Raw genomic sequence first — 21,267 nt, 5'->3', positions numbered from 1 at the left:
CCGTACTCAAGTACAGCCTGTGGCTAGTTTCCTAGTTTGCTCTTTGATTTTCATTGAGTATAAGCTATTACAAAAAGGTAGTCAGATTTTTTCAGAAAAATGTTTTATAAATATTCACAAATCTCCTATATTTATGGTAAAATAGAATCATCATTTTATTTTGGAGTCAAAGATGAATATATTTAGAACAAAAAATGTTAGTTTAGATAAAACGGAGATGCATAGGCATTTGAAGTTATGGGATTTGATTTTGCTGGGTATTGGAGCCATGGTAGGGACAGGTGTCTTTACAATTACAGGTACTGCAGCTGCAACTCTAGCGGGTCCAGCCCTAGTGATTTCAATCGTGATTTCTGCCTTGTGTGTGGGATTATCAGCCCTCTTTTTTGCAGAATTTGCTTCGCGAGTACCTGCTACAGGTGGTGCCTACAGTTATCTCTATGCTATTTTAGGAGAATTCCCAGCCTGGTTGGCTGGTTGGTTAACCATGATGGAGTTCATGACAGCCATATCAGGCGTAGCTTCGGGTTGGGCAGCTTACTTTAAAGGCTTGCTCTCTCAATACGGGATAGCCCTTCCTCAGGCTTTAAATGGTACCTTTAATCCTCAAGCAGGAACATTTGTTGATTTATTGCCTATTCTTGTCTTGGTATTGGTGACCTCGCTTGTTTTACTTAATGCTAAAGCAGCCTTACGCTTTAATTCTATTCTAGTGATTCTGAAATTTTCCGCTTTAGCTCTCTTTGTTTTAGTAGGAATTTGGCATATTAAACTTGATAATTGGAGCAATTTTGCTCCTTATGGTTTTGGACAAATCTATGGTGCTAGTACTGGTATTATGGCTGGTGCGTCCTTGATGTTCTTCGGTTTTTTGGGATTTGAATCTATTTCTATGGCTGTAGATGAAGTCAAGACTCCTCAAAAAAATATTCCTAGAGGGATTGTCTTATCGCTTTCTATCGTAACCATTCTTTATGCCTTGGTGACGCTTGTCTTGACTGGTGTGGTTCACTATAGTCATCTAAATGTCGACGATGCCGTTGCCTTTGCCCTTCGCAGCGTTGGGATTAGTTGGGCAGCTAATTATGTGTCATTGGTGGCTATCTTGACCTTGATTACGGTTTGTATCTCGATGACTTATGCCCTATCTCGTATGATTTACAGTTTAGCGCGTGACGGCTTGATGCCTGCTGCCTTTAAAGAACTGACCAAAACAAGCAAGGTACCAAAAAATGCTACTATCTTGACCGGTCTAGCTTCAGCAGTAGCAGCAGGAATGTTCCCTCTTGCTAGTATCGCAGCCTTCTTAAATATTTGTACCTTGGCCTACTTAATCATGCTGGCTTATGGTCTGATTCGCTTACGGAAAGAAAAAGGAATGCCCAATGCTGGAGAATTTAAAACACCATTGGTACCCTTATTACCGATTTTATCAATCATCATTTGTTTATCATTTATGTTGCAGTATAATATGGAAACTTGGATTGCTTTCCTAGTTGCATTGTTGATAGGAAGTATCATTTACTTCACTTATGGTTATAAGCATTCTACCATAGAAGAATAATACTCTTCGAAAATCTCTTCAAACCACGTCAGCTTCGCCTTGCCGTATATATGTGACTGACTTCGTCAGTTCTATCTACAACCTCAAAACAGTGTTTTGAGCTGACTTCGTCAGTTCTATCTACAACCTCAAAACCATGTTTTGAGCTGACTTCGTCAGTTCTATCTGCAACCTCAAAACCGTGTTTTGAGCAGCCTGCGGCTAGCTTCCTAATTTGCTCTTTGATTTTCATTGAGTATATAAAGTGAGAATCTGTTGAGTTGTTGAAACTCAGCAGATTTTTATATGTGAAAGAAATTTCAATTTTTTTCTTAAAATAGCTTGACAGATTAAATTTTTAGGAGTAGAATGTTTACTAGTTAATTAAATGGTTAAGGAGTTGTTCATGAAGAAACAAAATTTATTTTTAGTCTTGTTAAGTGTTTTTCTTTTATTGCTAGGAGCCTGTGGTCAAAAGGAAAGTCAGACAGGTAAAGGGATGAAGATTGTGACCAGTTTTTATCCTATCTACGCTATGGTTAAGGAAGTGTCAGGTGACTTGAATGATGTTCGAATGATTCAATCAAGTAGTGGAATTCACTCCTTTGAACCTTCGGCAAATGACATCGCGGCCATCTATGATGCAGACGTCTTTGTTTACCATTCACATACGCTCGAATCTTGGGCAGGAAGTTTAGATCCCAATCTAAAAAAATCCAAAGTGAAGGTCTTAGAGGCTTCTGAGGGAATGACCTTGGAACGTGTCCCTGGACTAGAGGATGTGGAAGCAGGGGATGGAGTTGATGAAAAAACGCTCTATGACCCTCACACTTGGCTAGATCCTGAAAAAGCTGGTGAAGAAGCGCAAATTATCGCTGATAAACTTTCAGAGGTGGATAGTGGGCATAAAGAAACTTACCAGAAAAATGCGCAAGCCTTTATCAAAAAAGCTCAAGAACTAACTAAGAAATTCCAGCCTAAATTTGAAAAAGCGACTCAGAAAACCTTTGTAACACAACATACAGCCTTTTCTTATTTAGCGAAGCGATTTGGACTTAATCAACTTGGTATTGCAGGTATCTCTCCTGAACAAGAACCAAGTCCAAGACAACTAACAGAAATTCAGGAATTTGTTAAGACCTATAAGGTTAAAACGATTTTTACAGAAAGTAATGCTTCTTCAAAAGTAGCTGAAACTCTTGTCAAATCAACAGGTGTGGGTCTTAAAACTCTGAATCCTTTAGAGGCAGACCCACAAAATGACAAGACTTATTTAGAAAATCTTGAAGAAAATATAAGTGTTTTAGCAGAAGAATTAAAGTGAGGAAAGAATGAAAATCAATAAAAAATATGTAGCAGGTTCAGTGGCAGTTCTTGCCCTAAGTGTTTGTTCCTATGAACTTGGTCGTTACCAAGCTGGTCAGGCTAAGAAAGAGTCTAATCGAGTTGCTTATATAGACGGTGATCAGGCTGGTCAAAAGGCAGAAAATTTGACACCAGATGAAGTCAGTAAGAGAGAGGGAATCAACGCCGAACAAATTGTTATCAAGATTACGGATCAAGGTTATGTGACCTCTCATGGAGACCATTATCATTACTATAATGGTAAGGTTCCTTATGATGCCATCATCAGTGAAGAACTTCTCATGAAAGATCCGAATTATCAGTTGAAGGATTCAGACATTGTCAATGAAATCAAGGGTGGTTATGTGATTAAGGTAAACGGGAAATACTATGTTTACCTTAAAGATGCGGCCCATGCGGACAATATTCGGACAAAAGAAGAGATTAAACGTCAGAAGCAAGAACACAGTCATAATCATAATTCAAGCACAGATAATGCTGTTGCTGCAGCCAGAGCCCAAGGACGCTATACAACGGATGATGGTTATATCTTTAATGCCTCTGATATTATAGAAGATACGGGTGATGCCTATATCGTTCCTCATGGCAATCACTTCCACTATATTCCTAAGAGTGATTTGTCTGCCAGTGAATTAGCTGCCGCCCAAGCCTTCTTATCTGGAAAAGGCGGTCAATTAAGTACGGTTGAATACCGTTCAAGTAGGGGAGAAACAAGATCTAGTGTGAGAACGAGTCAATCTGAGACACCTCAAAATCCTGCAACAGATTCTGAAAGTCAAAGTGAGGACTTAGCTAGTCTCCTTCAAGAATTGTACGCTTTGCCACTTAGCCAACGTCATGTGGAGTCTGATGGATTAGTATTTGACCCAGCACAGATTACAAAACGTACTGCAAATGGTGTGGCAGTTCCTCATGGGGATCATTTCCATTTCATTCCTTATTCACAAATGTCTGCTTTGGAAGAAAAATTGGCTCGAAATCTACCAATTGGAGGTCAGCCAGTTCAAAAGCATTCTGATAATACGAAACCAAGCAGTACAGATAAACTAAGTTCAACCATTAAACCAAACTTTAATCTCAATACGCCGGCACCGAATAGAGCAACTGGAGGCGCCTATACAACGGATGATGGGTATGTCTTTAGTCCGTCAGATGTGATTGAAGATACAGGAGACGCTTTTATTGTACCGCATGGCAACCATTTCCACTATATACCAAAAGGCGCTTTGTCTGCAGGAGAATTGGCTGCTGCCCAAGCCTATTGGAATGGGAAGCAGGGGTCTCGTCCTTCTTCAAGTTTTAGTCATAATGCAAATCCAGCTCAACCAAGCTTGTCAGAGAACCACAATCTAACTGTCACTCCAACTTATCATCAGAATCAAGGGGAAGATATTTCAAGCCTTTTACGTGAATTGTATGCCAAACCTTTGTCAGAACGACATGTGGAATCGGATGGCTTGGTATTCGACCCAGCACAAATAACAGATCGTACAGCAAATGGTGTTGCTGTGCCTCACGGAAATCATTATCACTTTATCCCTTATTCACAAATGTCTGATTTAGAGCAGAAGATTGCAAGAATGATTCTGTTAAAAGGGCAAAATGGTGCAGTCGTGCCAGGAATGCATTATTTGAAACCAGCACCAAAACCGCAAGCTCAACCGTCAACTGAGAAAAAACAAACTAATTTTGCAGTAGAACAGGTTGTTAGAAAAGTTGGAAAAGGATATGTTGTGGAAATTGCTGGTGTCAGTCACTATGTTTTTGCTAAAGACTTGGCTAAGGATAAGATTGATGCTATTGAAAATCTCTTGTCTAAGAAAACTCAAGAGACACATGCTCTAGTTGCGAAGAAAGAAAACGTCTCTTCTCGTGACAAAGAATTTTATGATAAAGCTTATAATCTGTTAACCCAGGCTCATAAAGCCTTGTCTGAAAATAAGGGGCGTGCTGTTGATTTCCAAGCCTTAGACAAATTAGCAGAACGCTTGAATAATGAATCTTCTAATAATAAAGTAAAATTGGTAGATGATTTATTGGCATTTCTAGCACCGATTACCCACCCAGAACGCCTTGGCAAACCAAATGCTCAAATTGCCTATACAAACGATGAAATTAAATTAGCGAAATTAGCAGGTAAATATACAACCTCAGATGGCTACATTTTTGACGAACATGATATTGAAAGTGATGCAGGAAATGCCTACGTCACTCCACACTTGAACCATAGCCACTGGATTAAAAAAGACAGCTTATCTGAAGCTGAAAGGGCAGCAGCTCAGGCTTATGCTAAAGAAAAAGGCTTACAAGCTCCAAATTCTACTGAAGCAAAACCAGAGGCAACAGGGACAGAAGCTATCTATAACCGCGTAACAGCTGAGAACAAGGTACCATTAGAAAAAATACCAAATCATTTACAGTATACTGTAGCTGTACAGAATGGTTACTTTATAATTCCTCACTTTGATCACTATCATAATCTTAAGTTTGCATGGTTTGACGAAGGACTCTATAAGGCACCTGAGGGTTATACCTTAGAAGATTTATTTGCGACTGTAAAATATTATGTTGAACATCCAAATGAACGTCCTCACTCAGATAATGGTTGGGGAAACGCAAGTGACCATGTTCGTAAAAATAAAGCAGAAGACAGTAAACCTGATGAAGATAAGGAACATGATGAAGTAAGTGAGCCAACTCGCCCTGAATCTGATGAAAAAGAGAATCACGCAGGTTTAAACCCTTCAGTAGATAATCTTTATAAACCAAGCACTGATGAAGACGAGACAGAGGGAGTAGCTAATGATACAACAGACGAATCTGAAGTCCCTCAAGTAGAGACTGAAAAAGTAGAAGCCAAGCTTAAAGAAGTAGAAGATCTACTTGATGCAGTAACGGATGCTAGCTTGAAAAACAATGTGACAGAGAGCCTAGCTGGTTTACGAAATAATCTGAGTCTCCAAACCATGGATAATAATGGTATCATGGCAAAAGCAGAAAAATTACTTGCTTTGTTAAAAAGGTAGTGAGTCAGTTATGACGAAATCAGAAGCATAAATTTATCCTGTTAAATTAAAATGATGTAAGAGTCAGTAGCAATACTGGCTTTTATTTATCTTGCTCCGTAAGGTTCAGGCTAAATAAATCACCTGATTTTTTTGGGCTCTGGCTTCATTTAGGAGAAATCAATCTACATCCAAGGTTAGTAACTTAATCATAGGTCTTCCTTTGTTAGAGAAGATGATGGTAAAAGGGGAGAGGGTAATTGATTTTACAGTTTAGGATGTTTTGATAACAATTCATGACTTGAAAAAGATATTTCGCCAATATATGCTATACTAAACTTGTTATACAGTTAAGTAAATTATTATATTCAATAAGCTAGTCAAGAAAAACAGAGGATTTAAGATGAAAAAACGGATTATTCAGATTTTACTAGCATTGTCCTTAATTTTTTACAAATCAACTTGGTTTTGGACGCTTTTCAATCATCTCGCAAAGTCCTATCTACCAGCAAGTCGTGAGTTTTTTCAGATTCTACTTTTGCTGGAAAGTGTAGTTCTTTTATTAGCGGTCATCTATCTACTAGTTTTTGCAGGAAAGAAAACTTTTCATTTCAAGTGGCAGCTGAGGTACTTTATCTACCTTTTACTGGGCTACATCATTTTGTATATGTCGGACTTCTTCTTGTCTTATTTCATACCCTCGTCTTCAAATCAAATTTCTTTGAATGAAACGATAGAAATGATAGGGAGACAGGAATTACCCTATTTCTTGCTCATAGCTTGCTTCATCGGTCCTATTACTGAGGAATTGATTTATCGCGGTGTGCTAATGACAACCTTTTTCAAAAACTCGCCTTGGTACGGAGATGTCTTGCTTTCTGCTATTATTTTCGGTTATATTCATATCAATTTTGCTTTAACTCCTCTTGCTTTTTTCATTTATGTTAGCGGAGGGCTTATTTTGGCTCTATTGTATCGCATGACTAAAAATCTCTACTATCCAATACTAGTTCATATTTTCATCAATATCACTGCTTTCTGGAATGTGTGGTTACTCCTATTTTCAGGAAGTTAGCTTACTAAAACAATGTCGGAACTTTCCAGCATTTTCTTTTCGATATCGGAGTGGTGTGTAGCCACTTATTTTTTTGAATTGATTTTGAAAATAAGATTGGCTTGAGAAAGCTAGATAGCTACTGATGTGGCTAATGGATTTATATGTGTGGACTAACAACTCTTTAGCCTCTTCAATTTTGGCTTCTATGATAACTTCGTTAATGGTCTTTTTGGTTTCAGATTTGAATTGCTTACCAAAGAAGGAGTAACTAAAACCAATGTGATTTGCGATCATTTGAACAGACAATGGGATATTATATTAGTATGACTTTGAATATGGTCAAGGGCCTCTTTCACAGGCTGACTAAGATTGGACTGTGATTTGCTATCTGCAACACGTTTTACAAAATCCATATACATGGTAAGGTCAGTCCGTATATGCTGATTTCATCTGACAAGCGCTCGTACTCCGTAATATAGATATCCTGATAGTTACAGTACTTCGAAAGGAATTGGAGGTAAATGTATAAAATGACGTTTGATCAACAAATTATAGCAATTGCTATGGTCATACTGGGAACTGTTATCACACGCCTTGTCCCGTTTATTTTTTTTTCATCCAAAGAGAAAACGCCAGCTTATATTCTCTACCTTGGGAAAGTTCTCACTCCAGCTATTTTTGGATTAATGGTCGTCTTTAGTCTCAAAGATACGAGTTTCACGAATACTAGTGATCTTCTTCCAAAGTTGCTAGCTATTTTAGTTGTTATCTTCTTGCATAAGTGAAAAAAGAATATGTTACTTTCGGTTGCTGGTGGCTCCCTATTTTATATCACCTTGTATTCTTTAGTTTTTTAGGAGGTTGGTATGTTGTAAAAATGGAATAGGTTTCATTTATTAAGAACTTTTGTCTCACTCTTGATTTGTCTCTTTTCTTTTTCCGTAAAAATCTAGGATTACTTTTCTTTTCAGAGCTCTTATCTGTCTATTTTATCCTTATAGGTGGAAAAGATTTTCTATCATATTTGAGTAAGACAAGAAGTGTTTGAACTCTTGCACAGTCACTTTTCCCTATTCTTCTGTCCATCTGGTTGGTCTATGTTAGTTTTGAAGGCCTAGCTAGAGATATTCCTTACTACATTGGAACATGGGCGATCATGCTAGGAATAGCTAATATTATCATTGGCTGGTAAATCTGTCGACTATAAATAGAAAATGCCAAACAGACTGTCATTACAGGATTTATCTTGATTTTATTTGTTATGTTAGTACTGATTCAACAAAACATAAGTGGAAGTATCTTTGCTTATCTAATAGAACTGTTCTTCTTGATAGATTGTCTGGTTTCAATTTTTAGATATCGCTCCAAAACAAATATTTATTAAACCATTCTATTCTTTACCTTGAAGAGTAGGATGGTCTTTTTCTCAAGAATTTTATCCTTTATAAGTTTACTATTTTGTGATATTTGTCTGGCGTAAGAGCAGCAAACAACTGATTACCATAGAATTTTAATTAGTAGCTGACTAGTCCTTGTGTTATCTTGCTATATCGTGCAGAAATATTTCTATGTACAGGGTTCTAATACCTATATTTTTGACAATAATATAAGAAAATAGTATACTAAATAGACAGTCATTTATTGTAGTGATAACGGTTAGGAGAAAATAGTGTTAAAACGTATTTTAAATATAGCATTAGCTTATGTCGGTGTTGTTATTGGTGCTGGACTATCTTCAGGCCAAGATTTAATGCAATACTTTGTTAGTTTTGGTAAATGGGGTATCATTGGAACGATTGTTCTTGGAATCATAAGTATTATTTTTGGTAAAATTATCATTACCTTAGGAAGCTATTTCCGTTCAAATGATCATTTTGAAGTTCTTTCCCAAATTGCCGGGCCTATTACTAATAAGATTCTTGATTTTGCTTTAATTGTTTCCTGCTTTGTAATTGGTTTTGTTATGATTGCTGGGGCTGGTTCAAACCTTAACCAACAATTTGGTTTGCCATTTTGGTTGGGAGGATTGATTTGTGCTATCTTGGTCATTATTGTCAGTTTTCTTAATTTTGAAAAGATTACCAGCGTTCTTGGGATATTTACTCCTTTGGTTTTTGTCATGATTATCATTATGGCAGTCCATACGTTCGTAGGGAAAAGTTTTGATTTTGAAGAATTAGAAGCAATCACAGCTACACTTTCTTCTCCGATGCCCAATGTCTGGGTTTCTTTACTAAATTATTTCGCACTAACTGTTATGACTGGTGTATCCATGGCATTTGTCTTAGGAGGTTCTGTCATGAGAATTGGTGTTGCGGAAAAAAGTGGTCTCTTAGGTGGACTTGTAGTTAGTTTGATTATTACCGTAGCAACTGGTATTTTATACGCCAATATAAAACTTGTTTCAACTGTTGATATTCCTATGTTAACAATTGCGGAGCAAATTCATCCTCTATTTTCTTTGCTGTATGCTCTAATTATTTTTGGACTTATTTTTAATACAGCTTTCAGTTTATTTTATGCCTTGGCAAAACGTTTCTCTTCAAACAAACCTAAGCGCTTTTACCCTATTCTAATCGCTACGGTCGCTATAGGATATGGTTTATCTTTTATGGGGTTTAAAGAATTAGTCTCCATTATGTATCCTCTTTTAGGTTATGTCGGTTGTCTAATGCTGGTCATTTTAGCAGTGGCATGGATAAAAGAAAGAGGAAACATCAAAGGGGAAAAATCTTTAAGACGAAAGATGATTCGATTGATAACCAAAAAATATGACGATGATCAAGAATATACTATTAGAGATAAAGCGACATTTCACCAACTTGGTGAAGATTCTATTATAGATACTAAAAGTATCAAAAGTGATATCAAGGATTTAGTAAAAGAACAGTTTGTTGATGATGATGCAAAACATGATGGAAGCGTCTTATCTTAAATGATAATAAAACTGGCAAAATCTTTAAAATCAGAAAAGTGCATCTTATCAGGTATCAAAAACACTTGATAAGATGCCTTTTATTGTAATACTAGATACTTCAGCTTTTCCTAAAATTGAGTTTTTTCCATCCTTAGCTGAACTGACTTTTGAAGTATTTTCATCTTAATAAATAGATAATGAACATTAACTCATCTATCTGCTAGTAGCTAGTCAGACAAAGACTGACTTATATATGGGGAAAATCTTCTTTCAAGTGAGTTTTATCTTTATCCGGAACTAGAAAATAGCAATTATATCTACAAACTATATTCCATCGTGTGGAGGAGAGAGACTAGTTTGTATGATTAAGAATAACCTACTAGTAAAAAATAGATCATTTTTTAATATGAGATAAAAACCGATATTAAAAGCAATTTATTTCTATTTTTTAATATTTCATTGTATAATAGCAATATACGCAAATATCATGTGTCATCAGGTTAATACTATTAGAAAATCTTTTTAAACTACATCAGGCTAATATACAGACTCAAAACAGTATCGTGAGTAGCCTACGGCTAGTTCCCTAGTTTACGCTTTGATTTTCATCGAGAATAACCTTTCTATTTCAATTTTAAGGAGAAAATACAGAGTGAAAAAAATAATGCTAATTATCAATCCAACTTCTGGAGGAGAAAAAGCTTTAGATTACAAAGAGAAGCTGGAGAATAAAGCAAGAGAGTATTTTGATGATGTGGAAACTAAAATTACTCAAAAAGCTAAAGATGCTACAAATTTCGCAGAAGAAGCTGCTAGAGAAAGATATGAATCAATTCTAGTTTTTGGTGGAGATGGTACAGTCAATGAAGTTATTTCAGGGATTGCTGAAAGGGACTATATTCCTAAACTGGGAATTATACCAGGTGGTACTGGTAACCTGATTACAAAACTTTTAGAAATCAATCAAGATATTGACGGAGCTATTGAAGATCTGGATTTCAATTTAACTGATAAGATTGATATCGGAAAAGCAAATGGTCACTATTTTGGATATATCTTTAGTATCGGGTCTCTCCCTGAAGCCATTCATAATGTTGAAATTGAAGATAAAACGAAATTTGGTATCTTGGCTTATGCAGTTAATACCATGAAGTCTGTCATGACAGATCAAGTCTTTAACATTAAAGTTGAAACCGAAAATGGAAATTACCTTGGGGAAGCAAGTCATGTTTTAGTACTTCTAACAAATTATTTTGCAGATAAAAAAATCTTTGAAGAAAACAAGGATGGATATGCAAATATTCTAATTTTGAAAGATGCTTCTATATTCTCTAAATTATCTTTGATTCCGGATTTGTTAAAAGGAGATCTTGTAGAGAATGAAAATATTGAATATATAAAGGCACGTACTATTAAAATTTCTTCTGATATCGAATTAGAGTCGGATGTTGATGGCGATAAATCAGATAATCTACCAGTCGACATCAAGGTACTAGGACAACACATTGAAGTGTATTCCGTACCTAAGAAACAATCATAAAACTCAAAGCCTTGTTACCGAGGCTTTTTTTATGGCTCTTTGTCAACTGTAGTGGGTTGATGAAAAGCTAAGCTCGAGAAAGGACAAATTTCGTCCTTTCTTTTTTGATATTCAGAGCGATGAAAATCCGTTTTTTGAAGTTTTCAAAGTTCCGAAAACCAAAGGCATTGCGCTTGATAAGTTTGATGAGATTATTGGTTGCTTCCAGTTTGGCATTAGAATAGTGTAGTTGAAGGGCGTTGACAATCTTTTCTTTATCTTTGAGGAAGGTTTTAAAGACAGTCTGAAAAATAGGATGAACCTGCTTAAGATTGTCTTCAATAAGCCCGAAAAATTTCTCTGGTTCCTTATTCTGGAAGTGAAAAAGCAAGAGCTGATAGAGCTGATAGTGATGTTTCAAGTCTTGTGAATAGCTCAAAAGCTTGTCTAAAATCTCTTTATTCGTCAAGTGCATGCGAAAAGTAGGGCGATAAAAACGTTTATCGCTGAGTTTACGACTATCCTGTTGGATGAGTTTCCAGTAGCGTTTGATAGGCTTGTATTCATGAGATTTTCGTTCAAACTGATTCATGATTTGGACACGCAAACGACTCATAGCACGGCTGAGATGTTGTACAATGTGGAAGCAATCTAGAACGATTTTAGCACATGGGAGTGAAACAGTCTGGGAGACTGTTTCAGCCTGAGCCTAGAAATTCGAAAGCGAAGCTGTTTAGCTAAGTCATAGTAAGGGCTAAACATATCCATAGTAATGATTTTCACCTGACAAGGAACGGCTCTATCGTAGCGAAGAAAGCGACTTCGAATAATAGCTTGTGTTCGTCCCTCAAGAACAGTGATGATATTGATATTGTCAAAATCTTGCGCAATGAAACTCATCTATCCCTTGGTAAAGGAGTACTCATCCCAAGACATAGTCTTTGGAAGCCGAGAAAAATCATGCTTAAAGTGAAAGTCATTGAGCTTTCGAATGACAGTTGAAGTTGAAATGCCAAGCTGATGAGCAATATCGGTCATAGAAGTTTTTTCAATCAGCTTCTGAGCAATTTTTTGGTTGATGATACGAGGGATTTGATGATTTTTCTTTACTAGAGGAGTCTCAGCAACCATCATTTTTGAGCACTGATAGCAGTTAAAACGGTGTTTTCTAAGGAGAATTCTAGTAGGTATACCAGTTGTTTCGAGGTAAGGGAGCTTAGATGGTTTTTGAAAGTCATATTTCTTCATTTGACTTCTGTACTCAGGGCAAGACGGGGCGTCATAGTCCAGTTTAGCGAAGATTTCTTTGTGAGTATCCCTATTAACGATATCTATAATTTGGATATTTGGGTCTTTGATATCAAGAAGTTTTGTGATAAAATATAATTGTTCCATAGGATTCTTTCTAATGATGGTTTTGTCGCTTTTCATTATAGATCTTATGGGACTTTTTTTCTACAACAAAATAGGCTCCATAATATCTATAGGGGATTTACCCACTACAAATATTATAGAGCCTTTTTTATTATGTGATTTTCAGTAGCCAGATTTATTCTATCTAATACAAGTAAAGCTAAGTATTTAAGATTTAGTAGATGATGAAGAAAAGAAAGGATGTCCTAAATATTTTAACAGATTTACGAGGCTAATCATGGTATAATAAAAGGTAATGAAAAATTCCAACGAGGCTGAGATGAAATTACTTTATACTGATATTCGGACTTCTTTGACAGAAATTCTAACCAGAGAGGCGGAGGAGCTAGTTGCTGCTGGCAAGCGGGTCTTCTACATCGCCCCCAACTCTCTTTCTTTTGAAAAGGAACGTGCCGTGCTGGAATGCTTGTCCCAGCAGGCTTCTTTTGCGATTACCGTCACGCGCTTTGCGCAGATGGCTCGTTACCTGGTCTTGAATGACTTGCCTGCCAAGACTAGTCTAGATGACATCGGTCTTGGGATGGCCTTTTACAAATGCCTGGTCGAACTTGATCCCAAGGATTTACGTGTTTATGGTGCTATCAAGCAGGATCCTCAATTTATCCAGCAGTTGATTGATCTTTACCACGAGATGACCAAAGCTCAGATGAGTTTTTTGGACTTGGAGAGTTTGACGGATGAGGACAAGAGGGCTGATTTACTCTTGATTTTTGAGAAAGTAACGGCCTATCTTAACCAAGGGCAGTTAGCTCAGGGAAGTCAGTTATCCCATTTGATTGAGGCTATTGAGAATGACAAAGTTAGTAGTGATTTTACTCAAATCGCCTTGGTTATTGATGGATTTACCCGTTTTTCTGCCGAAGAAGAGCGAATTGTGGACTTACTTCACGGCAAGGGTGTTGAGATTGTCATTGGGGCTTATGCTAGTAGGAAAGCTTATACCAGTCCTTTTAGTGAGGGCAATCTCTACCAAGCCAGTGTGGAGTTTCTCCATCATCTAGCTTCTAAATACCAAACGCCTGCTCAAGACCGTTCTCAGACTCATGAGAAGATGGATAGTTTTGACAAGGTCTCTCGTTTATTGGAATCGTCCTATGACTTTTCAGAACTTTCCTTGGAAATTGATGATAAGGACCGTGAAAACTTACAAATCTGGTCTTGCTTGACGCAAAAGGAAGAGTTGGAGCTAGTAGCCCGTAGCATTCGTCAGAAATTGCATGAGAACTCAGACCTGAGCTACAAGCATTTTCGTATTCTCTTGGGGGATGTAGCTTCTTATCAGTTATCTCTAAAAACGATTTTTGACCAGTATCAGATTCCTTTCTATCTAGGTAGAAGCGAATCCATGGCTCATCATCCCTTGACACAGTTTGTAGAGTCTATTTTGGCTTTAAAACGCTATCGTTTCCGTCAGGAGGATTTGATAAACCTTCTTAGAACAGGTCTGTATACCGATCTTAATCAGGCTGATATTGATGCTTTTGAGCAATATATCCGCTATCTTGGTATCAATGGCTTACCATCCTTTCAGCAAGCCTTTACCAGATCCCACCATGGAAAATTTAATCTGGAACGTTTAAATACTTTTCGTCTGCGTATTTTAACACCTCTTGAAACTCTCTTTGCCAGTCGAAAACAGAAGGCTGAAAATCTCTTGCAAAAGTGGAACTATTTTCTAAAAGAAGGAGCTGTGACCAAGCAGTTACAAGATTTGACAGCCACTATGGAAGCTGTAGAAAAGGAAAGACAAGCTGAAGTTTGGAAGGCTTTCTGTCATGTTTTAGAACAATTTGCGACTGTTTTTGCTAGTTCACAGGTTAGTCTAGAGGACTTTCTAGCCTTGCTCCATTCTGGAATGAGCCTATCTCAATACCGTACCATTCCAGCGACAGTGGACACCGTTCTGTTGCAGAGCTATGATTTGATTGCTCCTCTGACAGCTGACTTTGTCTACGCCATTGGGCTGACTCAGGATCATTTACCAAAAATTGCGCAAAACACTAGTCTTTTGACTGATGAAGAAAGACAAAGTCTAAACCAAGCGACTGAAGAGGGGGCTCAATTACTGATTGCCAGCAGTGAAAATCTCAAGAAAAATCGCTACACTATGCTTTCCTTGGTCAATTCTGCTCGTAAGCAGTTGGTTTTGTCGGCTCCAAGCCTTTTTAACGAAAGTGAAAGCAAGGAATCAATCTATCTTCAAGAGTTGGTCCATTTTGGATTTAGTCGAAAAGAGAAGAGGATGAATCACAAAGGGCTGTCTAAGGAGGATATGGGCTCATATCACAGTCTTTTGTCCAGTCTGGTTGCCTATCACCAGCAGGGCGAGACGAGTGATAGGGAGCAAGATTTGACCTTTGTCAAGGTTCTGGCGCGTGTGATGGGTAAAAAACTAGAACTGCAAGGTCTGGAAAATCCAGCCCTCTCAACCAGTCCAAGCAGTAAGCAGTTGGCTAAGGACACCTTACAAGCTCTCTATCCTACTGATCAGGAGTTTTACCTGTCTACCTCTGGTTTGACGGAGTTTTATCGGAACCAATACAGTTATTTCCTACGTTATGTTTTAGGCTTGCAGGAAGAATTGCGCCTGCGTCCAGATGCCCGTAGTCACGGGAATTTCTTACACCGTATTTTTGAACGAGCCTTGCAGTTGCCTGACGAAGATTCTTTTGACCAACGTTTAGAACAAGCTATTCAAGAAACCAGTCAAGAACGCGAATTTGAAGCTATTTATCAAGAAAGTTTGGAAGCCCAGTTTACCAAGGAAGTTCTGCTTGATGTTGCACGGACGACTGGCCATATTCTCCGACACAATCCAGCCATCGAAACCATCAAAGAGGAAGCAAATTTTGGCGGAAAAGAGCAAGCCTTTATTCAATTGGACAATGGTCGCAGTGTCTTTGTACGAGGTAAGGTGGACCGGATTGATCGTTTGAAAGCTGATGGGGCGATCGGAGTAGTAGACTACAAGTCTAGTCTAACTCAGTTTCAGTTTCCTCATTTCTTTAATGGTCTTAATTCCCAACTGCCAACCTACCTAGCTGCCCTAAAAAGAGAGGGGGAGCAGAACTTTTTCGGTGCCATGTATTTGGAAATGACTGAACCTGTCCAATCTCTGATGGCCGTTAAAAGTTTGGCTGGAGCAGTAGTAGAAGCCAGCAAGTCTATGAAATACCAAGGTCTCTTTTTAGAAAAAGAAAGCAGTTATTTAGGCGAATTTTACAACAAAAATAAGACTAATCAGCTGACGGATGAGGAATTTCAGCTCCTACTGGACTACAATGCCTGTCTTTACAAGAAAGCAGCTGAGAAGATTTTAGCAGGTCAGTTCGCCATTAACCCTTATACTGAAAATGGCAGAAGTATTGCACCGTATGTTCAGCAACATCAAGCCATCACAGGATTTGAAGCCAATTACCACTTGGGCCAAGCCCGTTTCCTAGAAAAGTTGAACTTGGCTGACGGCAAACGTCTGGTCGGAGAGAAACTCAAGCAAGCTTGGTTTGAAAAAATAAGAGAGGAGTTGAATCGATGAAGTCTATTCCCTTTTTAACTGAGGAGGAGATTCAAAAACTGCAAGAAACTGAAGCAAATTCGAGCAAGGAACAAAAGAAAACTGCCGAGCAAATTGAAGCCATCTACACTTCTGGTCAAAATATCCTGGTTTCAGCGTCGGCTGGTTCTGGTAAAACCTTTGTTATGGCCGAGCGTATTCTGGATCAGTTAGCGCGTGGTGTCGAAATTTCTCAACTCTTTATCTCAACCTTTACCGTCAAGGCTGCCACAGAGCTTAAGGAACGTTTGGAGAAAAAAATCAGCCAACAAATCCAAGAAACGGATGATGTCGAGCTCAAACAACACTTGGGTCGTCAGTTGGCTGATCTACCCAACGCTGCCATCGGAACCATGGACTCTTTCACACAAAAATTCCTTGGTAAACACGGCTATCTACTTGATATTGCACCTAATTTCCGTATTTTACAAAACCAAAGCGAGCAACTTCTTCTAAAAAACGAAGTCTTTCATGAGGTCTTTGAAGCCCATTACCAAGGTAAACAGAAAGAGACCTTTAGTCATTTGCTGAAAAACTTTGCTGGACGTGGCAAAGATGAACGGGGGCTGCGACAGCAGGTCTATAAAATTTATGACTTCCTCCAATCCACCAGCAATCCTCAGAAATGGTTAAGTGAATCTTTTCTCAAAGGCTTTGAAAAAGCTGATTTTAGCAGTGAAAAAGAAAAACTGACCACACAAATCCAGCAAGCCCTTTGGGATTTGGAAAGCTTTTTCCGTTATCATCTGGATAATGATGCCAAGGAGTTTGCAAAGGCTGCTTATCTAGAGAATGTTCAGTTGATTTTAGATGAAATTGGCTCCTTAAATCAAGAGTCCGATAGTCAGGCTTATCAGGCAGTACTTGCGCGTGTTGTCGCCATTTCGAAAGAAAAAAACGGTCGAGCTTTGACCAATGCCAGCCGTAAGGCTGATTTGAAGCCACTGGCCGATGCCTACAACGAAGAGAGAAAGACCCAGTTTGCTAAACTAGGACAACTAGCAGACCAGATAACCATTCTCGACTATCAAGAACGTTATCATGGAGAGACCTGGGAACTAGCTAAAACCTTCCAATCTTTCATGAGGGATTTTGTGGAGGCTTATCGTCAGCGTAAGCGCCAGGAAAACGCCTTTGAATTCGCTGATATTAGCCATTATACCATTGAGATTTTGGAGAATTTTCCGCAAGTCCGTGAGGCTTATCAGGAGCGCTTCCATGAAGTCATGGTAGACGAGTATCAAGATACCAACCATATTCAAGAACGGATGCTGGAATTACTTTCTAATGGCCACAACCGCTTTATGGTGGGAGATATCAAGCAGTCCATCTATCGTTTCCGTCAGGCAGACCCGCAGATTTTCAATGAAAAGTTCCAACGCTATGCGCAAAATCCAAAAGAGGGCAAGCTCATTCTCCTCAAGGAAAATTTCCGTAGTAGTTCAGAAGTGCTATCAGCAACCAATGATGTTTTTGAACGCCTTATGGATCAAGAAGTCGGAGAAATCAACTATGATAACATGCACCAGCTTGTTTTTGCCAATACCAAACTGACTCCCAATCCAGACAATAAGGCAGAATTTCTCCTCTACGACAAGGACGATACAGGTGAGGAAGAAGAGAGTCAAACAGAAACGAAACTAACTGGTGAGATGCGATTAGTTATCAAGGAAATCCTTAAACTCCATAGAGAACAAGTTGTTGCCTTTAAAGAAATCGCCCTTCTGACCTCCAGTCGCAGTCGTAATGATCAGATTCTCCTCGCCCTGTCTGAGTACGGGATTCCTGTCAAAACTGACGGAGAGCAAAACAATTATCTCCAATCCCTAGAAGTGCAAGTCATGCTAGATACCCTTCGTGTCATTCACAATCCCCTGCAAGACTACGCCTTGGTTGCCCTTATGAAGTCTCCAATGTTTAGCTTTGACGAGGACGAGTTAGCACGTTTATCTCTTCAGAAAGATGAGGACAAAGTTCAAGAGAATCTCTATGAGAAACTGGTCAATGCTCAAAAACTGGCAAGCAGTCAAAAGGACTTGATTCACACAGCTCTAGCTGAAAAACTAAATCAATTCATGAATATCTTGGATTCTTGGCGCCTGTATGCCAAAACCCACTCCCTCTATGACCTGATTTGGAAGATTTACAACGACCGTTTTTACTACGATTATGTTGGAGCTTTGCCAAATGGACCTGCTAGACAAGCTAATCTCTATGCCCTAGCACTGCGTGCTGATCAATTTGAAAAGAGCAATTTCAAGGGCTTGTCGCGTTTTATTCGTATGATTGACCAAGTCTTAGAAGCCCAGCACGATTTGGCAAGCGTGGCTGTTGCACCGCCAAAAGATGCAGTAGAGCTCATGACCATTCACAAGAGTAAAGGGCTGGAGTTTCCTTACGTCTTTATCCTCAATATGGATCAAGATTTCAACAAGCAAGACTCTATGTCAGAAGTCATTCTCAGTCGTAAAAATGGACTAGGTGTCAAGTATATTGCCAAGATGGAGACGGGAGCAGTGGAAGATCACTATCCTAAAACCATCAAACTCTCCATTCCTAGTCTGACCTATAGGCAGAACGAAGAAGAATTACAGCTGGCAAGCTATTCAGAGCAGATGCGTCTGCTGTATGTTGCCATGACGAGGGCTGAGAAAAAGCTCTATCTTGTCGGCAAGGGATCTCGTGAAAAGCTGGAAGCCAAGGAATACCCAGCAGCTAAAAATGGAAAACTAAATAGCTCTACTAGACTACAAGCAAGGAATTTCCAAGATTGGATTTGGGCTATCAGTAAAGTATTTGCCAAGGATCATCTCAACTTTAGCTATCGTTTTGTTGGTGAAGATCAGTTGACCAGAGAAGCTATCGGAGAGTTGGAAACCAAGAGTCCTCTCCAAAATAGCTATCAAGCAGACAATCGTCAGTCAGAAACCATTAAAGAAGCTCTTGAAATGCTAAAAGAGGTGGAAGTTTATAATATACTTCATCGCGCAGCCATTGAACTTCCTAGTGTTCAAACCCCAAGTCAAATCAAGAAATTCTACGAACCCGTTATGGATATGGAAGGTGTCGAGATTGCAGGTCAAGGCCAGTCAGTAGACAAGAAAATTAGCTTTGATTTACCAGATTTTTCAACCAAAGAAAAGGTAACTGGAGCTGAGATTGGTAGTGCTACCCACGAACTCATGCAGAGAATTGACCTCAGCCAGCGACCAACGCTTGCTAGCCTGACAGAAACTCTCAAACAAGTTCAAACCAGCCCAGCTGTTAGGGACAATATCAATCTTGCTAAAATTCTTGCATTCTTTGACACAGCACTCGGTCAGGAAATTATCGCTAATACCGACCATCTTTATCGCGAGCAACCCTTTTCCATGCTCAAAAGAGACCAAAAGAGTCAGGAAGACTTCGTTGTCCGTGGAATCCTTGATGGCTATCTACTTTACGAAGACAAAATTGTTCTGTTCGACTATAAGACAGACCGCTATGATGAACCAAGTCAACTCATGGACCGTTATCGTGGTCAGTTAGCCCTATACGGAGAGGCTTTATCTCGAGCCTATTCGATTGAAAATATTGAAAAATACTTGATTTTACTAGGTAAAGACAAGGTTCAAGTTGTAAAAGTATAATCTAGAAAGGAGACCTCATGACACTTCCAGTTAGAAAATCCCTGCATGATGCGGTTTTACAGGCTTCAAAAGCTGATACTTGGGAACAAGCTACCAAGGAATGGAATGAAGTTTCCTTGATTTTTAACGGTATCGGCCGTAGCAATTGTGTCTGTGGAAATGCTATCAAATACGCTTATGAACTCTTTAACGGTGTCACAGGCCAACGCCTCTTTCCAATTGGTAGCGACTGTGTTCGTCATTTTCATCGATTGACCCTTGAACAGCAATTGGAAGAGGAAGAAAAACTACTCAGAAAGGTTGAAAATCTGACCAGAAAATCCCAGAAAAAGGAAAAAATCAAGGTTAACAAAAGTGACTTTGACGAGCGTCTTCTAAAGTGGCTCTGGGAAAAAGGTGTTTTTAAACCCAATCGTGGCAATCAGTTCTCACCTGAGAAAGACTACCAGCTCTTCCTAGAAGTCTTTCAAGGAGGAAGTTGGACCAAGGCGGAGCCAAAGAAAAAGGCTCGGATGGAAGAAGTGCTTGAAAAGTGTATCAAACCCTTTTTACTTGGAAAACCAGATGACCAACTCTACCTTGTCAAACTAGGAAAAGATAAAATTGACTACGAACAAGAACTCCGTATTCAGGCAGAGAAAGAGCGCAAGAAGAGGGATAAAATCGCCAAGCAATATGCAGACAATCTGGTTCTAGCTATGGGCCCAGCAGAGCGGGCTTATCAAGATTACTTTGGCTTTACAGAGACACTGACTCAAGAAGAACGCAAGTGGGAGAAAATTCTTTTTGGTAAAAATCGGACAGAACGGGCTATCAAGGCCAAACAATACCAAAAAGAGTTGGAAAAAGATCAACGAATTGCCGGTCAGGATCCAATTGAAAGAAAGCAGAAGCAGACCTGGCTCCTCAATTCCTATTTTCGTAAGCTTCCTGAAGAAAAAGCCCGATTTGCTCGCCTCTTATTAGAATATCGAAAAAGCGGAGAAGTTCCCTTTTCAACCCAATACCTGTCAGATCATCTGCTCGACTTTTTATATAAAATGAAAGCCTTTGAATTTGAAATTGCACCAGAACAAGTTCGAGACTTTTTAAAAGAAAGCCTTCAGACAGAACATCTATCCTCAGCACAAGAAAGCTGGATAGAAGGAATTCTCCTCAACTGCATCAAATCATTTTTAGAACGATTATTGATATGAGTAACACCTACCGTGGAAATTCCATGGTAGGTGTTATTGTATCCCCAAA

At 38.8% G+C, this 21,267-nt stretch carries 10 protein-coding genes and 1 pseudogene; 10 read left to right on the top strand and 1 reads right to left on the bottom strand.

Features of this window, described 5'->3' with window-relative positions; all coding sequences use genetic code 11:
* The first annotated feature begins 172 nt into the window (after positions 1–172).
* From HT714_RS06870 to HT714_RS06835, 7 genes are all read left to right on the top strand, one after another.
* Complete coding sequence (locus tag HT714_RS06870) at positions 173–1,564, top strand: amino acid permease (RefSeq protein ID WP_173251703.1); 1,392 nt, start codon at positions 173–175, stop codon at positions 1,562–1,564.
* A 385-nt stretch (positions 1,565–1,949) separates the two neighbouring features.
* Positions 1,950–2,867, top strand: coding sequence for a zinc-binding lipoprotein AdcAII (gene adcAII, locus HT714_RS06865; RefSeq protein WP_173225909.1), 918 nt, complete (start codon positions 1,950–1,952; stop codon positions 2,865–2,867).
* Between the two features lie 7 nt (positions 2,868–2,874).
* Positions 2,875–5,934: a pneumococcal-type histidine triad protein gene (locus HT714_RS06860; RefSeq protein WP_173225911.1), complete on the top strand. Its 3,060-nt coding sequence runs from the start codon at positions 2,875–2,877 to the stop codon at positions 5,932–5,934.
* A 382-nt stretch (positions 5,935–6,316) separates the two neighbouring features.
* The gene (locus tag HT714_RS06855; protein ID WP_023944277.1) at positions 6,317–6,988 is read left to right on the top strand and encodes a CPBP family intramembrane glutamic endopeptidase; all 672 of its coding nucleotides are present in this window, start codon (positions 6,317–6,319) and stop codon (positions 6,986–6,988) included.
* A 512-nt stretch (positions 6,989–7,500) separates the two neighbouring features.
* Complete coding sequence (locus HT714_RS06845) at positions 7,501–7,755, top strand: AzlD domain-containing protein (protein WP_240148110.1); 255 nt, start codon at positions 7,501–7,503, stop codon at positions 7,753–7,755.
* 884 nt (positions 7,756–8,639) lie between these two features.
* On the top strand, positions 8,640–9,905 hold the full coding sequence (locus HT714_RS06840; protein ID WP_173225915.1) for a hypothetical protein: 1,266 nt from the start codon (positions 8,640–8,642) through the stop codon (positions 9,903–9,905).
* Between the two features lie 634 nt (positions 9,906–10,539).
* Entirely contained in the window at positions 10,540–11,427 is an 888-nt protein-coding gene (locus HT714_RS06835; RefSeq protein WP_057487685.1) for a diacylglycerol kinase family protein, read from the top strand.
* Between the two features lie 67 nt (positions 11,428–11,494).
* Here the strand turns inward: HT714_RS06835 and HT714_RS06830 are convergent.
* Positions 11,495–12,801, bottom strand: a pseudogene (locus HT714_RS06830) (transposase).
* A 298-nt stretch (positions 12,802–13,099) separates the two neighbouring features.
* Here HT714_RS06830 and rexB point away from each other — a divergent pair.
* The 3 genes from rexB to HT714_RS06815 are packed head-to-tail and all read left to right on the top strand — an operon-like array spanning position 13,100 to position 21,218.
* Positions 13,100–16,375, top strand: a complete 3,276-nt coding sequence (gene rexB / locus HT714_RS06825; protein ID WP_173225916.1) for an ATP-dependent nuclease subunit B — start codon at positions 13,100–13,102, stop codon at positions 16,373–16,375.
* Positions 16,372–20,022, top strand: coding sequence for a helicase-exonuclease AddAB subunit AddA (addA, locus tag HT714_RS06820; RefSeq protein ID WP_173225918.1), 3,651 nt, complete (start codon positions 16,372–16,374; stop codon positions 20,020–20,022). Before rexB ends, addA begins: the two co-directional genes overlap by 4 nt.
* A gap of 17 nt (positions 20,023–20,039) precedes the next feature.
* Positions 20,040–21,218: a hypothetical protein gene (locus HT714_RS06815; protein ID WP_173225920.1), complete on the top strand. Its 1,179-nt coding sequence runs from the start codon at positions 20,040–20,042 to the stop codon at positions 21,216–21,218.
* Positions 21,219–21,267 lie beyond the last annotated feature (49 nt).

Origin of the sequence: Streptococcus sp. 3705 (genome assembly GCF_013277145.1) — a bacterium.
Taxonomy (GTDB): domain Bacteria; phylum Bacillota; class Bacilli; order Lactobacillales; family Streptococcaceae; genus Streptococcus.
This window is presented reverse-complemented; position numbering and strand designations above follow the sequence as displayed.